The sequence below is a fragment of the Sulfitobacter sp. KMM 9851 genome (assembly GCF_057178245.1).
In genome coordinates this window covers 22,183-37,227 of the sequence record NZ_JBXUCW010000004.1, presented here as the reverse complement: position 1 = coordinate 37,227, position 15,045 = coordinate 22,183, and the positions used below count along the sequence as shown (strand labels likewise).

Sequence of the window (15,045 nt, the reverse complement as noted above, 5' to 3'; positions counted from 1 at the left end):
CGCATCCGGCCTTGTCTGCCACCCCGCGCTGCCTACCTAGGCGCGCAGGGGGTAGGGACGTACGGACCCCGGCAGATCAATACTCCAACCCCTGCTCCCGGCCGATCCGCATATAATGCGACGCTGCGCTGTCGATGGTGGTGACGCCGGCGGCCCGCAGCTTGGGGTTTTTGTCGATGTAGGAGCCATAATTAAAGCCCGCAGGCAGGTCGTATGCGAACAGCCTGTTTTCCTTGTGACCATAAGTCAGATAGTGGATCGCCGCCTGCACCTCGGTATCAATCCCGGCCGTCAGCAGATCACGGTTCAGAAACAGGTAGTGGCGCCAATTAAACCCTTCTGGGATGTCCTTGAACTCGAACTGGCGGCTGAAGTGGTCGGCGAACAGACCGACATTTTTCTTCAGAATCCGGGAATACTCTTCGGGTGGGGCGCCGTGTATGAACACCCGTTTCCAGAAAGCCTGCATGCGGGGCAGGGCAGGGTGATCGGCTGAAGGAACGCTCATGTGCTTGTTTGTATAGGGCACAGAGATGCCCCAGACAGCATCGGCGTTAATTTCGACACATCGGTTAATGAAGTCAAAGGCGTCGGTGCCCATGGGATCGCGGTAAAAATACTTCCAGACCGCCAGGATGACACGGTGGTAGCCCAGCCGCATCGCTTCGACAAAATCCGCAACCGAATAACATTGAATAACCGTCCGTTCGATCTGTCCATGCTCGGCGACGGCTTCGCGAATGGCTTGCGCCATCTGCTTGTATGTCTCGCCGGTCGGTTTGATGTCACAGACCAATGCCTTGCCGTTGCGGGTGCAGCGCTGGATCGCCTCGATCAGGGGCACCGGTGACAGCGCGTCCTCGTATTTGCTCGCGGCAAAGGTCGCGACATCGGTTTCGATAAACGGTGCGTTCAGCCCATAGCGTTCTTCAAAGCCGTCATGCGCGACGATGATACCGTCTTTGCCCATACAGAAATCCAATTCAACGATATTGGTCGCGTTCAACGCGGCCTCCATCGCTACTTGGCTGTTCGAGGCATGGTGGCGGTCGTAATTGCCGCCGCCATGGGCGATCATCCGGCTTTGCGCGAAAAACATATTGTGGCGGTGCCGTGGCGTCTTGCCCGACGTGGCAGCGGTCGCGGGCGTTTCGTCGGGCTCTTTGCGGGGCGTTTCACAGACCAGGGTTAACTGGTCGGCAATGCTATCGGTGGCCTGCGAACTGATGTAGGTCCCGGCGAGGATACGATCCTTGCAGGCGGTCATGGTGGCCACAACATCCACATCATCGCTCAACGCGCGCTCTACGGTCGCGACCAGATCCTCGGGTCGGCACGTCAGCCCGCCGCGGAAATGTTCGGCGGTCCCTGCCGACAGCGGAAGGTCATAGAGAAACGCGATGTTGTCGGGGTATTCCTTCAGCAGCACCTGGACGATGGGTTTACCCAGCGCGGCGGCCTCGTAGATCGTGGAAGAGAGGTCTGAGATCACCACATCGGCATGTTTCAGCAGTTCGGATGTGATCCCGTTGATGTTCCTGACGGTGTTCAGGGTGTTCATCGGCAAAAGCTGTGCGGTTTCCGGGTGGAAAGATGCGACATGGTTGTCGAGCTTGCGAACCTGTTCGATCGTGGCAATGATGTCGTCATTGGCGGTGATGTGCCACGTGGGGACAAACAGGACGATAGGCTTGTCCGGGTCCAGATTTGTCTGGGCGCACAGATCGGCACGGTTCATCTTTGGCGGCGACAACAGTTCGTCGGATTTGACAAAGCCTGCGGCGCGGACTTTGTTCATGCTTGGATCGTCTTCGAAAATTGCCTGAAGGGCGCGGACGTGGTCCGGTCCCGCCGTCAGGATCACGTCGAAGAAATCAAAACGGCTGCGCGACCCGAGGAACCATTTGAGGTGGCTGGCACCGTGGTCGATCAGCACACGCTGTTTTTCATCGTATTCCGAATAGGGATCATTGATGGGTTTGTTGAAATAGACCAGCGCATCGGCTTCGATACCGCGCGGCAGGGCGTTTTCCTTTGTCAGAATGGGTGCGACGTTGCGGCGAGTCATCGGGTTTACGATGCTCAGTGCGCAATCCATGTGTTTGTCGATATAGGTGTCGCCAAACAAAGCGCGCCCCATGCGGTGCCGATCCTTGATTTCGGTCTTGAGAAGGGTCGACGAGATGCCATCAGTACGCGGCAGGTATCTGACGTCGCAGCTTACCCAGTCGAATTTTCCGACCCAGTCATCACCCATCACCAGCAGGTCGGCGCCAAATTGCTTGACGTATTCGTCTTTAAGCTCGAGCGATTGTTCGAGAAAAACCTCGTCCACATAGCGCAGGTCCGCGACATAGGCGAGCCGCTGCGCTTCGGAAAAGACGGAGCGTTTACCCTTGCGGTCATTCAACTGGTCGCTAGAGACACCAACGATAAGATAGTCACCTTCGGCCTTCGCGCGTTCTAGAATGCGCAGGTGGCCTTCGTGCAACAGGTCGAACGTTCCGAAGGTGATAACTTTTTTCATCTGCTCATTTCCAAACTACCGGTCGTGGTCGCGTCGTCGACTTTGGCGCACTTTGCCTATTAACCCCCATACTGACAACTGCATCGATAGGACAGGTCAGTGTGCCGTTTCGGGCATTAATTTGCAAACCCGCAACGGAAACCGATGCGGGGTGGGGGTCTTTAATCGTGGCGTTACTTGATCCACTCTTCGCCGGCAAATTCCAGCCAGGCGGCGTTGCTGTGACGCAGGATCACGGTGTGCCGGGCCTGCGTCCACAGCTCATCCGCGACAACGTCATCGGGTGGCAGAAACACGTTCCGCGAGGAGTTCATCTGTTCGCCGCGCGACGAATAGAAGTTGTACAGACCGATCAGCCGTGACCGATGAAGGCCGGTGATCGGGTTCTGCGCAGCGACGCGCAGCAGCACATCATAATCCTCAAGCCGGATCAGGTCTTCGTCATAGCGCAAAAGCTGTCGGTCAATACGCGCGGTTTGGAACATATAGCTGTGCAGCGGCAGGAAATTGTCCTGCAATAGATTGCGCTTTGTTTTCTGGCTGATGTTAAAGATATTCTGAATATCGCGTAGATAGGTTTGCCCGCAGTCATAGAAAACATCTGCACAGTGTATGTCAGCATAAGACAGCACATATTTGCCGAGTTGAAGGGGCTCTACCAGTGTCGCAAGTGCGTTCTGGAACCAAATATCATCGTAGTCGATAAAGGCCAGATAGTCTGACCGGCCTGCGCTGTAATGGTAATCAACCAGGCTGTTCAGCAGGGCCGAGCGCAGGTCGCGCCCGTCAGGGTTGTGGATGTTCATCAGCTCAAAGTCGAACCCGGTGCCCAAAAGAGCGCGCTGCACGACGGCCTTTACCTCGGCTTCCTGCTCGGGGGTAAAGTTCTGCAAGGCAAGCAGAAGATGCACCGTAACGTCATTCTGCGCGGCGATACTGTCCAAGCAACGGCTCAGCAGTGGCAGGTGTCCCATGTTATGAAAGCGGACGCCAACAGATACATGCGGGAGGTCGGAGGAGTTATCGTTCAATGTTCAAGCCCTTTTGCATCATCATCCACCCCAGAACCGTAAGCGTGCAAACCGGTCTTTGGCCAGCAGCTCTTTGATTTTTGGGTCGACATCCGTCAATGCCACGGGCCGACGGGGCATCGGGATGTGAATATTCTTCTGCCGTTCGATCTCGCGCAGGATGGCATTGGCGCGGATTGCATCGCCCCATTTCTCGCAGAGATACCAAGACCCGATCAGCGACCGGTACTGGCGCCAGGGTTCGGGGGTATAAAACCGATAGCAGGTGTCGTGGTAATAGCGCGCGTTCGGCGCCACATAGAGCCCGACACCGGCTTGAAAGGCGCGGAATGACAGATCGACATCCTCGCAATACATCGGGAAATCAGGGTCGAAACCGCCGGTCAGCTCGTAAGCGCGCGCATCCAGAAGAAACGCGGCGCCTGACACCCAATGTGTGCGCCCGGTGACCGGGTGATACCATTTCGGATGGCTGAGTGGCTCGGCGTCCATTTCGATCAGCGCGGGCTTCGGCTTGGTCTTGGCAAAGCGGATGAGGTTTTCAACGCTTCTTGGCAGCAGGTGCCCATCGGGGTTCAGCCCGAGGTAATGGGTGCAGCCGGCGTCGAAACATTCCTGCATCAGGCCGTTGTGACCCTTGGAAAAACCGGGGTTTTCCGGGTGCGCCGCGAATATAATGTCGAGGCCCGGACAGACCTCGGCCAACGCGGCGGGATCCATCGGTTCGGGGCTGTTGTCCCAGATATGGAGCTGACACGGAAAGGAACATTCCCGCAGATTAGCCTCGTAAGAGCGCAGCAGCCGCGTGATCTCTCCCATATCGTTATTGTAGAACAACGTGCCAACCCCGAGCACGACATCAGAAGTGTCGACCTCGGCCTCCTTCAGGTGTCCTGACAGGTTGAGGGTAGCAAAACTGTTGCTTTTCAGGGGCTTGCTTTGGTTTAGCAGGAAATCATAATCGTGGTCATAGCGGTCGATATCCAGCAATTCTGGGATCAGGTGATTGCCCGAACGCAGGCGATTCTGGTGCAGGCCGTCGTAGAAAAGGTGCTGGATCGGATCGAGGTGAGACCGCAGCGCGACGTCCTTCTGGGCGCGCCAATAGGCCGCGATGTCGAAATTAAAGATTTCGGCATATGCTTTGTCGCCAACTGCGGCAGCTGCGTTAATCTCTTCCAGTGTGGCGGGCCCGCGCATCAGGGCATTGTGATAAATGCTGCCGCAAACCGTTGCCACAAACTCTTCGAACGAGGTGCTGCTGTCGGGGTACATCCGTTGGACAAACTGGGTATGCGTAAAGGGGTTTGGGTCGCGTCCCTCTTTCCAGCCAAACTTGGTGAAATGCAGGTACGGGTCCATCCCGTTTTCAGCAACATCCCTGTACCGGTAGCAGTAAAAGCTCGTATCCACGATCTTCTGTGCTGGACCCAGATCCGTAACTTCCTCTGTAACTGTCTTGGGCGCGCTGCGTCGCCAGTTGATCAAAGGTTTTGACATAATACTCTCTACCCGGTCGGGCTTTTGGACGGCCGCTGTGAAAAGGATTTGGCTCGGATAACCGGATACCAACATGAGCGCAAGCCGAGGCTAAAAAGGTCAGCTCGAACCGGCATGTTTTCCGCGTTTTAACGCGCCGATCAGCCGCCGCAGCGGAGTCGTTGAACGCCAAATCGTGCTGTTGAGCAGCGCATCGCGGTCGTGTTGGGCCTGCGCGACTTGCTGGGTCAACGCTTCTATCTCGTGCGCGCGACGGGCTGCCAGTTCCTGCGCCGTTGTCAGTTCGGCCACCGGACGCATCTGGGACATCTGCTGCTGCAAGACATCGTTGCGCGCCTCAAGCTGTCGCCGCACAAAGGTTTCTTGTTCGATGTGCCGGGCATTTTCCGCCAAGGTTTCTTGGCCTGCATTTACAGCATTGGATAGATCGCTCAGCCTGCTGTCTTTTTCCTGAAGCACCTGATTGACGTGGCGGCCCGTGCGCGCAAGAACGCCAGTCAACGCTGTGAGAGCCTTTTGGTCCAGGTCCGCTAGGTCCTGCGGTTCGGGCGCGCGTTCTGACCCGATCAATCGCAGTGCCAAAAGTAGTGTTTCAGGATCGGCGGCATCGCGGAGCGTCTCGATCAGGCAATCGTGAATCCGGTCGAGCGTCGCGTGATCTGCGGCGTCTTCCCCGGAGTCGGCCCATCGGTTCAGGATATCATAGACAGTGCGGATCATCGTCGGCAGCTCATCGGTCGTGGTTGTCTGGTGGTGGCGCTGATCAGGCGTCAGAAACGCTGCAAGCTCTTGTCGTTTACGCTCTGGCGGGTGGGGGAAACGGATGCCGAGCCGGTCCTGAACCAGCCGCAAAGTGTCGACCGGATTGGCAAGCAAATCGCCAAAACGGTTGAAACTCCGCCGACAGCCGCGGCTGTCCCGTTCGGCCTGAAGGACATGCCCAATCCACAGCAGCAGTCCCTGGCTGAGGGGTAACTTATCTCGCGCCATCAACGACTGGGCGACATCCATCGGGTGTCTGTGTGCATGGAGGACCACAACGTCTATTCCCGAGGCCTGAAAGACGTCCTTCCAGAAGGGGAACAGCCGACAGATACGCGGGTCTTTCATGGCATAGATCGGTGCCGCGCCGAATTCTTCGTTGATCAGCGTCGCGGCAGGTGTTTTTAGACTCGCCGTGGACTTTGCAGAAAACCATTCGGGCTGCATCGGTGCCCAGTCCTTCCACGACAGACCGCCGCTTTTCAGAAGGTCATCGTTGAAATAGGCAACGGGCCGGGATTCGAAAAAGCCCTTGGGGTTGTCCTTAGATTTAGGGATCTGGCTGGATGGCAGGCCGCATCCGAGGATACCAAGGCTGCCAGTCAATCCTGATGTGCCAGAGCGGTGCATGCCAAGAACCAAAACCACGCAATTGCGCGTTTCATGCATTTCTTGCTGCTGACGCATATTTTCTGCCCTTCCATTTCATCTCGGTTGGAATCTCACAGGCGACGAGCCAAAAGAACCTTCTCCCCTTGTGACTTAGTTCACTGGGGAATTCCAGATACACGCTGTAGTTCGGTTTCGCCAATACGGCGCGAAACCTCAGAACCCAATACTTTTGCGCCCACGCAGGTCGTGATGAGCAAATTTGCGCTATCCCGACAGAAGCGGGAAAGCGGCGGATATGCCGCCGCACGTATCGGAGCGGTCAGAGGCAAATCCGCTCTAATTCGTCGCGCTGATCAGCGACGGCACGATCTGTGCCACGGCGCGGTTCCACCTCGTAATGGGCTGTTGCGCAATAAAGACGATGTCGTCGGGGCGCAGTTCGAACCTGGTGCTAAGCGCGTAGTTGGCCGCGTTGCGGGCGTCGAGGTGCCAGGCCGTGACGGCGCCAAATTCACGCGGATCGGCAGACGCCCGCAGGACGTAAATTTGCGACACATCCCCGGTTTCAAACTTCACGCCCCCGGCATCAGAGAACATCGCATCAGCGAGATTTGCCTTGCGATCATACGGCAGTGGAAAGCGGGTCTGCTGGCCGATCTCACCAGTTAAGTACACATAATCACGATTATCGGCGCCGAGGTCGATCCGGGTCTGGTAGTTGGTGCGCGCTTCGGTCAGCTCGCTACGGCGCAGGTTCACTTCGAGTTGCAATTCGTTCAGGGCGGACGCGCGGGCCTGTTGCCGGGCACCAACCAGCGTGATCTGCTGTTCGAAATAGCTTTGGGCCTGCCCCAGTTGGTATCGCGTATCCACAAAAACGGCGTCACCTTCGATAAGTCGGGTGCGCAGCAGGTCGGGGCGTTCATAAAGCGTGGTCAGCGGTATCTGATAGAGCGTGCCATCACGGTAGATGCGCACCGAGGCGAAATCCTGATCCTCGACTGATACCCCCCCGGCAGAGGCCAGCGCCTCGCCGAGGTAGAGCGGCGTCAGCGCGACCGGCACCACACCGGGTTTACCCACGGCGCCGCCGATCGAGACCTTGCGCGCGTTGAATTCAGCAACTTCGAGACTGAAGGTTGGATCAAACTGATTTTCGACCAGTTTCTGAAACAGCGCCGCTTCGGCGTCTTCGATGGTCAACCCAGAGATGCGCACGCGGCCCACGTTGGGAATATTGATCGAGCCATCGTCCTGCACGGTATACCCCTGCCGCGCGTTCTGGGCGGCGAGCAGGCCAGAGAGCTGTTCAACCGTCGACCCGGTACTGGGCGTCGACAGCAGGACGACATCGCCGATGCCGATTTCGTAGGGGCCGGGATGTACCGCAGGCGGCACGCGCAGGGCCAGCGCGTCGGGGCGCTGTTCAAGATCAACTGTCGGCTGCGGCAGGGCGCCTGCGCCGCGCAGGCCAGACCCGCCGCCCGCCGTCATGGAAAACACCGCCGGAAGCGTCTTGGGCTGGAACACCGAGCGATTGGCCTGCACCACGGTTTCAGCCGTCAGCGGCACGACGCGGACGTTGGTGCCGTCACCGACCCCCGGCACCACCGAAGACGAGCGGTAGATCGAACCGCACCCAGCAAGTGCGGTCAGCGTCACCAGAATGATAAGTTTTTTCAACGTCCCGATCTCCTCTTGGTCCCTGCGAGCATCAGTCGACAACCCGTGTCGATAGTGCCCCGATAAACGGACCAGCCCATTGGCGCGATTGCACGATGCGTCGCGAACCGGGGGTGACCCAGTAGATATTCGTGAATTCCTGATCAAGGCTCCGACAGTTTTCCCGCATCTGAACGGTTTGCACCGTCTTGCCGGAAAGCCTGACGTCGCTTCGCTTCTCAACCGTGAAAAGGCAGCGATAGGTGCGCGTTACCGCCCGGTCATTTCCGTCGAGGTAGGTGTGAAACCGATCCGAATACCCGGGTTTCAGTCCGCGCACATGGGTCAGCGGCTGGCTGAGGTCCGAGGCCAAAAGCCCCTCGCCCAGCCCACGGGTGCCGTGCAGCAGGCCACCTTGCAGGATGATATGCGCGCCATCCGGGCTGAGCCAATAATCGAAATCACCGTCGCGCCTTTCAAGCAACATAACGCCGCCTTGCTGGCGTTCGACGAAACCAATCTGCAGGGCGGGTGCTTCGACCTTGAGAAGGGCGACAAAGCGCGCGACGTATTCCTGACCGCGCAGCCCAGCCATGGACTGCCCAATGACGGAATCGTTTTCCTGCGAAGTGCCGCAAGCGATCAGCAGGGCAAACAGAGGAAGCAGGGCGTGCCAGCGGTTCATCGGTAAAAACGCCCCCAGCCATCGCTCAGATTGTCGGCGCGGTAATCGCGCACGACATCATAGAGCCTGTTATCCACGTTCAGCCGCGCACCGCCGTCGCGTGTGACGGGCTGGATCACGCGGTCCACCGTCTTGCGCGAGGGCTGTCCGGTGAGCCAGGACAGTGGCACGCTGATCCGAATGCCCTTGTCAAACGACCCTTCTCCGAAATCGTCAAAGGACACATCGGTCAGCGTGAAATACGCACCAATCTTGAACCCGTTGTTAAATTCGCGGTCGACCGCAAAGGTCGCACCCCAATCCTTGGCCAGATAGCGGCCGACATCGAACTGCGTGGTGAACCCGTTGCCCAGATCGTAATAAGCCGAGGCATGGCCCGTGAGCACCTCGTAATTCTGGAACCCCAACAGCATGTCGAAATCACGCTGCTTGACGTAGTTGACCTCGGCCCCCAGGGCCAACCGACTGGCGACAGGAAACCACAGCAATTCACCCGAGACACCACCGTACATGTTTTCGAGATACCCCGCCGTGACGCGGCCAAAAAGATCCTGACCGGGGCGGAACATATACTCAGCGGTCAGTTTGTTGATCTCAAGGTCGGATTCAATCGCGTAGAGCACCGCATCAGAGCGCACCCGCTGAATGACCGAATTTGACCGACGTGTGGCCTTGTCGAGGGTGCCAGCCAGCGGATAACGAAAGGTGCCGGAAAACGTCAGCCCCGGACGTGGACGATAGGATGCCGTCAGCTCGGCCCCCACATCATAGCGCAGGGGGCTGTCGGGATCGAACAGCGACAGCGCCACATAAGGGCCAAACCCATAGCTGAATCTCGGGAAGGCATCGGGCAATTCGCCCGCGCGCCCGTCAGGCACCGCATCGGTGATCTGCGACCGCGTGAACAGATGCCAGGCGCCGTCGTAATCTGTCTGCAATTCTTCCAGATCATTCCGCGCGACGCTGACCGTGCTGATCGCCATGCCGTTGGTCTGAAAGGTGATGTCGAACACTTCGACATCCGCAGGCAGCGCCACCGCCATCGCCCGCGCCGCCCGGCCTGCCGCCTGTGCCTCGACGTCCCAGCGGTTGTTTTGCAAGCGCACCTCAGCCCGCCGCCCCTTTACCGCCAGCGCCTGAAGCGCCATCCCCTCTTGCGCCAGCAGCGCCTCCAATGTCCGATCCGCGCGCGCCTTGGCTCCGGGCTGGCGCAGGTCATAGCCTGCCAACACAGTCTGGCTGCGCGGCACCAGCGGCATTGGCGCTGCATCCATACCCCCCGGCGCCCGCCGCTTGGCCGGGTTCAACATAAGGCTGTACTGAAACCCGATCTCGGACCCGCCAATGACAAAGGCACGCAGGTTCGACCCGTTGGCGTAACTGTAGTTCATTCCGATGTTGAGAGGGGTCTTGATGTCTATGGCGCCACTTCCGGCTTCGCGGCTATAGGCGTCAGAGGAATATTCAAGCTGGAAGCTTAACCGGTCCGTCGCCTGATACTCCACCCCCCCGAACAGCGCGGCAGGGCCGCGAAACCATGCTCCGAAATCAAGCTGCCCCGTGGTGCTGATGCCACCTGCACCGACGCTCGGCCGCCTTTTGAACCGGTCAGAAATCACCCCAAGCGGGTTCGAAAACGCGCCACGCTGCGCCAGCCGCCCCCATCCCATGCCGCCGGTTGCCCTCAGCTTTGACCCAAAGCTCTTGGTTGCGACAAAATATTCGCTGGAATAAATCCCCGTGCCACCAAAGTCGCGCAGGCCCACGGCCAAACCAGGGAAGCGCGGGGTTTCATTGGTGATCTGGTAGTGCAAATCAAAACTGCGGTCGAAACGGGTGCCGTCCTGCGGCCCGCCCGGATCGAAATCGCGAATGATTGCATACCTGAACGTCCCGTAAACGCGCGGCAGCACCTGAAACGTCAGCGTATTGCGGTTGATATTGCCAAAATGGCTCGTTGTAAGGCCCACATAGCCATCCGGCAGCACCTGCGCCGTCGGCATGTCGATCAGACCGGGCGTCCCAAAGGTCGACAACGTCTGCGACTGAACGCTGCCGCTCCATGCTAGTGCGCCTATGACAGCGCAAATGACTCCATTGCCGTACTGCATCCAAACAAAGCACCTGAATTAGATGGCGAGGCAATCAAGCTGCGCCAAGACTTCACAAAGCCGGTGGAAGATCGTACCATTTTAACGTGCATTGCTACGTCATTGCAACACTCATAGGATGAATTCGCCAAATGCTCGGCAGTTGGATCAAGGCGTTGACCGCGCCCAATGCGCCCTACCCGCCCCCAACACCAGAGGCGCCGTTTGTCGTCTTGGGCGATCTGCACGGGCGCGCCGACCTGCTGGAAAAAACGCTGTCCGCAGTGCCTGCCAGCCAGATCGTCTGCGTTGGCGACTACGTCGATCGCGGCGAACACAGCGCCGATGTCCTGCGTCTGCTACAGGCACGGCCAGACATCATCTGCCTGTCCGGCAACCACGAGGAAATGATGCTGGGCTTCGTGGATCACCCGCAGCAATTCGGCCCCCGCTGGCTGCGCTGCGGTGGGCTTCAGACACTGGCAAGCTTTGGTATCGCGGGCGCCAGCGAAGGCAGCACCGGGGCCGCGCTTGATCAGATCGCCAAAGCCTTGCGCGCGGCCATGGGCGACGACCTGATCCAATGGCTCAGACAGCGCCCTGCGATCTGGCAATCGGGCAATGTCGCCGTCGCGCACGCCGGGGCCGACCCCAAGCTGCCGATGTGGGAACAAACCACCCAGACGCTGCATTGGGGGCACGCCGATTTTGCCCGTGTCGAACGCCGCGACGGTCTGTGGGTGGTACACGGGCATACCATCGTCGCCGCTCCGGTCTGTGACCGCGGGCGTATTTCTATTGATACCGGTGCCTATGCAACAGGTCGCCTGACGGCAGCGCTGATTATGGATGGCCGGGTGGAGTTCGATGCGCTTTGACCGGCGGTTCGAGATTGGTCGTGCCAATACCCACACGCAAGATGCGGCTCGTTGAATTTTGCAAAAGGTGGAACAGGCAGTCTGGCACAAGCTGAGCCCCTTGACGGCGGCGCAATGCGGGTTCCACACTGTTGGGGGGCTATGTGCGCAGGGCAGTTCGCCCGTTTACGTTCATCTGTTTTTGTTCCCGCCCAGCAAATTCGCACCGCACGCCCATCACCACCTCTGCCAAGGCCAGCGCACTCCTGCGCCAGCTATAACTCTCCGCGCGGGCCTTCCCGGCGCGGACCATCGCCGCCCGCGTCGCGTCGTCCATCTGGGCAAACCTGGTCAATGCCGCGCGCATGTCGTCGGTATCGCGCGGGTCAAACCACGAGGGCGCATCGCCCAACACGTCGGGCATCGCCCCGCTGCGCGCGCATAAGACCGGCACGCCCAGTCGCATGGCCTCGAGCGGCGGAATGCCAAAGCCTTCGTGCAGCGCGGCAAAGACGAAACCCGCAGCACCCTCGTACAGCCCGCGCAAATCATTGTCGGGCACCCGGCCAAGCGCCCGCACCCGCGCGCCCTGCCCCGCAGCATCGGTGGCGATGCCCGGCACGTCGCCGCCCACCAGCGCCAGTGGCGGCACGTCCGCGCCGCATTGGGCATGGGCGGCTGTCAGGGGGCCAAGGTTCTTGTTGGGGCTGCGGTTGCCCACGCTCAGCAGATAGCCTCCGGGCGTCAGCCCGTAACGCGCCGGCGCGTCGTGCGTCGCGGGCCAGTTCAGCGCATGATCGGCGCTGTTGGGCACAATGCGAAACCGCGCGGCATCCACATCCAGATGCCGCGCGATGGCCTGTGCCGAATGCCGACTGACCGTCAGCAGCGCCGCCGCGCGCCGTGCCAGACGGGGCCGCAAGAAACGGTGCAAAACCCGATACCGCCGCGCATAGGCCTGCGGAATTTCCCACAGGTTTGCGTCATGCAGACACAGTACATGCGCGCGGTGACGCAGCGGACCGGCATTGCCGAGGCTGACCAGCACGCCGTCGCGGCTGGCCCACCACAGCGCGCCCTGTTCCCACAGATGTCCGCCTCCGCCAGCGATGACGCGCGGGCGCAGCACCTGCCAATTGGGTATCTCGGTCCCCGGCGGCACCAGCACCTGCACCGGGCCGAGCTGCTGTTGCAACTGAACTGATTGTGCCAGTTCGGCATCCAGCGCGCCCATGATCTCGCGGGCATAACGCTGCACGCCCGACAGGGGCTGTGTCAGGAACCGGCCGTTGATATAGGTGGTCACGTTCACGTGGTTTCCAGCGCGGCAAAGGCGGGGATCGGCACGGCCCGCCGCACCGGCAGCCCATAAAGCGACGTTGTGCGTGCCCCCAATGCATCGAGCGCCCAGGCGCTGACATCGGTGGCCAGCGCCCCCGCGCGCAACCGGTTCAGCCGTTTATCATCATGCAGCAGCCCCGTGATATGCTGCACCACACCCAGCATGTCGTCAGCCTCTGCCACCATGCCGTTGCGATTATGCTCGACGATCTCGTCGATGCCGGGCAGGCGCTGCACCACCATCGGACAGCCCGCCGCCACCGATTGCACCGCCACGCGCGGCAGCCCTTCACGGGCCGAGGTCAACACCGACAGATCGGCCAGCGCAAACAGCGCTTCGGGGTCGGGGCGGTGGCCGCAGAACACCACCTGTTTGTCCAGCCCAAGGGCGCTGACAGCCGCCCGCACCCGTGCTTCTTCCGGCCCCGCACCGGCCAGCAGCAGTTTGAGATCTGGCAGCGTGCTGGCCACGCGGGCAAAGGCGCGCAGGAATGCGACATGACGTTTGCGCGGCTCGAACGCCGCCATCATCAACGCCACGCGGGGCCGGGTGTTGCCGGCTTTCACGCCCAGCAATTCGCGCCAGTCGGGTGGCAACGCCGCGTTGCGAAACCGATCGACGTCCATGCCCGATCGCACGCAATGCACCCTGCCCCGCCGCGTGATACCCGCCGCGACATAGGACCGGCCCACCGCCTCGGACACGCCGATGAACACATCCGTGTTGCGCGCCGCCAAACGCTCCGCCGCGATATAAAGCGCGCGTTTGACGGGGCTGGCGCCCTCAAACGGCACGATGTGGATACCATGGGCCACCACTGCCTCAGGTACCGCCCGCGCCGCCAACCGGCCCAGGATACCTGCCTTGCTCTGATGGGTGTGGATCACGTCTGGTTCCAGCGACCGATAAATTTGACGCAGCCGCATCGTGGCGCGGAAATCCTGCACCGGATGCGCCGGGTGGACCATCTGCGGCACCGCGATCCGCGCGATGCCCTGCGGTAGATGATCGTCCCAATAGGGGTCACTTTCGACCCCGTGGATCAGCGTCACCCGGTGGCCATGTTCGATCTGCCAGCGGCAGGTCTCCAGAGTGTTTTCCTCGGACCCAGCCCGCAAAAGCCGGGTCACAAGATGAACAATATGCATGTTCTCTCCTCGAAAATCAGTGTCTCACCACCGTTCAGTCGAGGTTAACCATCGGGTCTAAATCCTTACCAAAACCCTAACGCGACAAAATTTCGCACAATTCTACTTAAAGTGGTGCGATCAGCGTGACCGTCGGATAATATGCCCGGTAACGTCCGATATCGCGCGTCAGCAGCGGCAGCCCCGCCACGGCCGCATGTGCACCGATGAAGAAGTCAGGCAGCACACCAGTGCGCGTGCCCCCCGACTTGCGGTACTGGCGAAACACCTTCGCGGCCAGAAACAGCGCCGCGGCCGGGATCGGATCGTGCTTTAACCCGATGCCGCGAATAAAAGCGTCCAGCTTTTCCTTGGTCTCGTAACGCACTGACAATTCGGCATAGATCACATCGTTGATCACAAGCGGCCCGACCAGCGAAGCGGCCTCAAGCTGCGCGATCGACCAATCGGCAAACTGCGGGTCGTCCGTCACCAGATCCAGCAGCACGTTGGTATCAACCAGCGTCAAGCATCCGGTCCCGCAGGCAGATCACGCGTCAGCGCCATGATGGCGTCGGTGTCCATCCCCGCCCCCGCATGGCCGCGAAACCGTGCAAAGCTGCTGTGCTTTGGCGCATCATCCTGCGGCACCAGTTCAACCCGTCCATCCGCTGTGCGGCGAAAGCTCACCTTGCTGCCCGCGTGCAGACCCAACAGATCGCGCACGGCCTTGGGGATGGTCACCTGACCCTTGGATGTCACAGTTGTCTGCATGGCGCCTCTCCTTTGGCAGGGCGTTTCCTGTGGTAAGGAATTGTATCTGCAAAGTATTACTTTTGCACTCCGATTT

The 15,045-nt window shown here is 59.9% G+C and carries 12 protein-coding genes and 1 pseudogene; 1 reads left to right on the top strand and 12 read right to left on the bottom strand.

The annotated features are described in order from the left end of the window. Positions 1–76 precede the first annotated feature (76 nt). The 8 genes and pseudogenes from AC1965_RS19795 to AC1965_RS19760 form a co-directional block, all read right to left on the bottom strand. A complete protein-coding gene (locus AC1965_RS19795; protein WP_483887393.1) occupies positions 77–2,140 on the bottom strand; it encodes a CDP-glycerol glycerophosphotransferase family protein in 2,064 nt (687 codons plus the stop codon). A 33-nt stretch (positions 2,141–2,173) separates the two neighbouring features. Continuing rightward, positions 2,174–2,527, bottom strand: a pseudogene (locus tag AC1965_RS19790) (FAD synthase family protein); the annotation flags it as partial. 173 nt (positions 2,528–2,700) lie between these two features. Further along, the gene (locus AC1965_RS19785) at positions 2,701–3,501 is read right to left on the bottom strand and encodes a glycosyltransferase family protein (RefSeq protein WP_483887357.1); all 801 of its coding nucleotides are present in this window, start codon (positions 3,499–3,501) and stop codon (positions 2,701–2,703) included. A 78-nt stretch (positions 3,502–3,579) separates the two neighbouring features. After that, positions 3,580–5,058: a glycosyltransferase family protein gene (locus AC1965_RS19780; RefSeq protein ID WP_483887356.1), complete on the bottom strand. Its 1,479-nt coding sequence runs from the start codon at positions 5,056–5,058 to the stop codon at positions 3,580–3,582. 99 nt (positions 5,059–5,157) lie between these two features. Then, entirely contained in the window at positions 5,158–6,507 is a 1,350-nt protein-coding gene (locus tag AC1965_RS19775; RefSeq protein ID WP_483887355.1) for a sulfotransferase family protein, read from the bottom strand. A 261-nt stretch (positions 6,508–6,768) separates the two neighbouring features. Next, on the bottom strand, positions 6,769–8,115 hold the full coding sequence (locus AC1965_RS19770) for a polysaccharide biosynthesis/export family protein (protein ID WP_483887354.1): 1,347 nt from the start codon (positions 8,113–8,115) through the stop codon (positions 6,769–6,771). A gap of 31 nt (positions 8,116–8,146) precedes the next feature. Then, complete coding sequence (locus AC1965_RS19765) at positions 8,147–8,779, bottom strand: YjbF family lipoprotein (protein WP_483887353.1); 633 nt, start codon at positions 8,777–8,779, stop codon at positions 8,147–8,149. Next, positions 8,776–10,815, bottom strand: a complete 2,040-nt coding sequence (locus AC1965_RS19760) for a YjbH domain-containing protein (protein WP_483887352.1) — start codon at positions 10,813–10,815, stop codon at positions 8,776–8,778. Before AC1965_RS19760 ends, AC1965_RS19765 begins: the two co-directional genes overlap by 4 nt. Positions 10,816–11,021: 206 nt before the next feature. Between AC1965_RS19760 and AC1965_RS19755 the strand changes: the two genes are divergently transcribed. After that, positions 11,022–11,747: a metallophosphoesterase gene (locus AC1965_RS19755; protein ID WP_483887351.1), complete on the top strand. Its 726-nt coding sequence runs from the start codon at positions 11,022–11,024 to the stop codon at positions 11,745–11,747. Between the two features lie 139 nt (positions 11,748–11,886). On the opposite strand, the gene AC1965_RS19750 is transcribed toward AC1965_RS19755, so the two are convergent. From AC1965_RS19750 to AC1965_RS19735, 4 genes are all read right to left on the bottom strand, one after another. Beyond that, the gene (locus AC1965_RS19750) at positions 11,887–13,038 is read right to left on the bottom strand and encodes a glycosyltransferase family 4 protein (RefSeq protein ID WP_483887391.1); all 1,152 of its coding nucleotides are present in this window, start codon (positions 13,036–13,038) and stop codon (positions 11,887–11,889) included. Then, positions 13,035–14,216, bottom strand: coding sequence for a glycosyltransferase (locus tag AC1965_RS19745; protein ID WP_483887390.1), 1,182 nt, complete (start codon positions 14,214–14,216; stop codon positions 13,035–13,037). The genes AC1965_RS19750 and AC1965_RS19745 overlap by 4 nt, the downstream gene beginning before the upstream one ends. Before the next feature lie 106 nt (positions 14,217–14,322). Continuing rightward, positions 14,323–14,724, bottom strand: a complete 402-nt coding sequence (locus AC1965_RS19740; protein ID WP_483887389.1) for a type II toxin-antitoxin system VapC family toxin — start codon at positions 14,722–14,724, stop codon at positions 14,323–14,325. Next, positions 14,721–14,969, bottom strand: a complete 249-nt coding sequence (locus AC1965_RS19735; RefSeq protein ID WP_483887388.1) for an AbrB/MazE/SpoVT family DNA-binding domain-containing protein — start codon at positions 14,967–14,969, stop codon at positions 14,721–14,723. Before AC1965_RS19735 ends, AC1965_RS19740 begins: the two co-directional genes overlap by 4 nt. Positions 14,970–15,045 lie beyond the last annotated feature (76 nt).

Coding starts and splice junctions, on each gene's coding strand:
- AC1965_RS19795 (WP_483887393.1), bottom strand. CDS start 2,140: ATGGGGCGCGCTTTGTTTGGCGACACCTATATCGACAAACACATGGAT.
- AC1965_RS19785 (WP_483887357.1), bottom strand. CDS start 3,501: ATGGGACACCTGCCACTGCTGAGCCGTTGCTTGGACAGTATCGCCGCG.
- AC1965_RS19780 (WP_483887356.1), bottom strand. CDS start 5,058: ATGTCAAAACCTTTGATCAACTGGCGACGCAGCGCGCCCAAGACAGTT.
- AC1965_RS19775 (WP_483887355.1), bottom strand. CDS start 6,507: ATGCGTCAGCAGCAAGAAATGCATGAAACGCGCAATTGCGTGGTTTTG.
- AC1965_RS19765 (WP_483887353.1), bottom strand. CDS start 8,779: ATGAACCGCTGGCACGCCCTGCTTCCTCTGTTTGCCCTGCTGATCGCT.
- AC1965_RS19755 (WP_483887351.1), top strand. CDS start 11,022: ATGCTCGGCAGTTGGATCAAGGCGTTGACCGCGCCCAATGCGCCCTAC.
- AC1965_RS19745 (WP_483887390.1), bottom strand. CDS start 14,216: ATGCATATTGTTCATCTTGTGACCCGGCTTTTGCGGGCTGGGTCCGAG.
- AC1965_RS19735 (WP_483887388.1), bottom strand. CDS start 14,969: ATGCAGACAACTGTGACATCCAAGGGTCAGGTGACCATCCCCAAGGCC.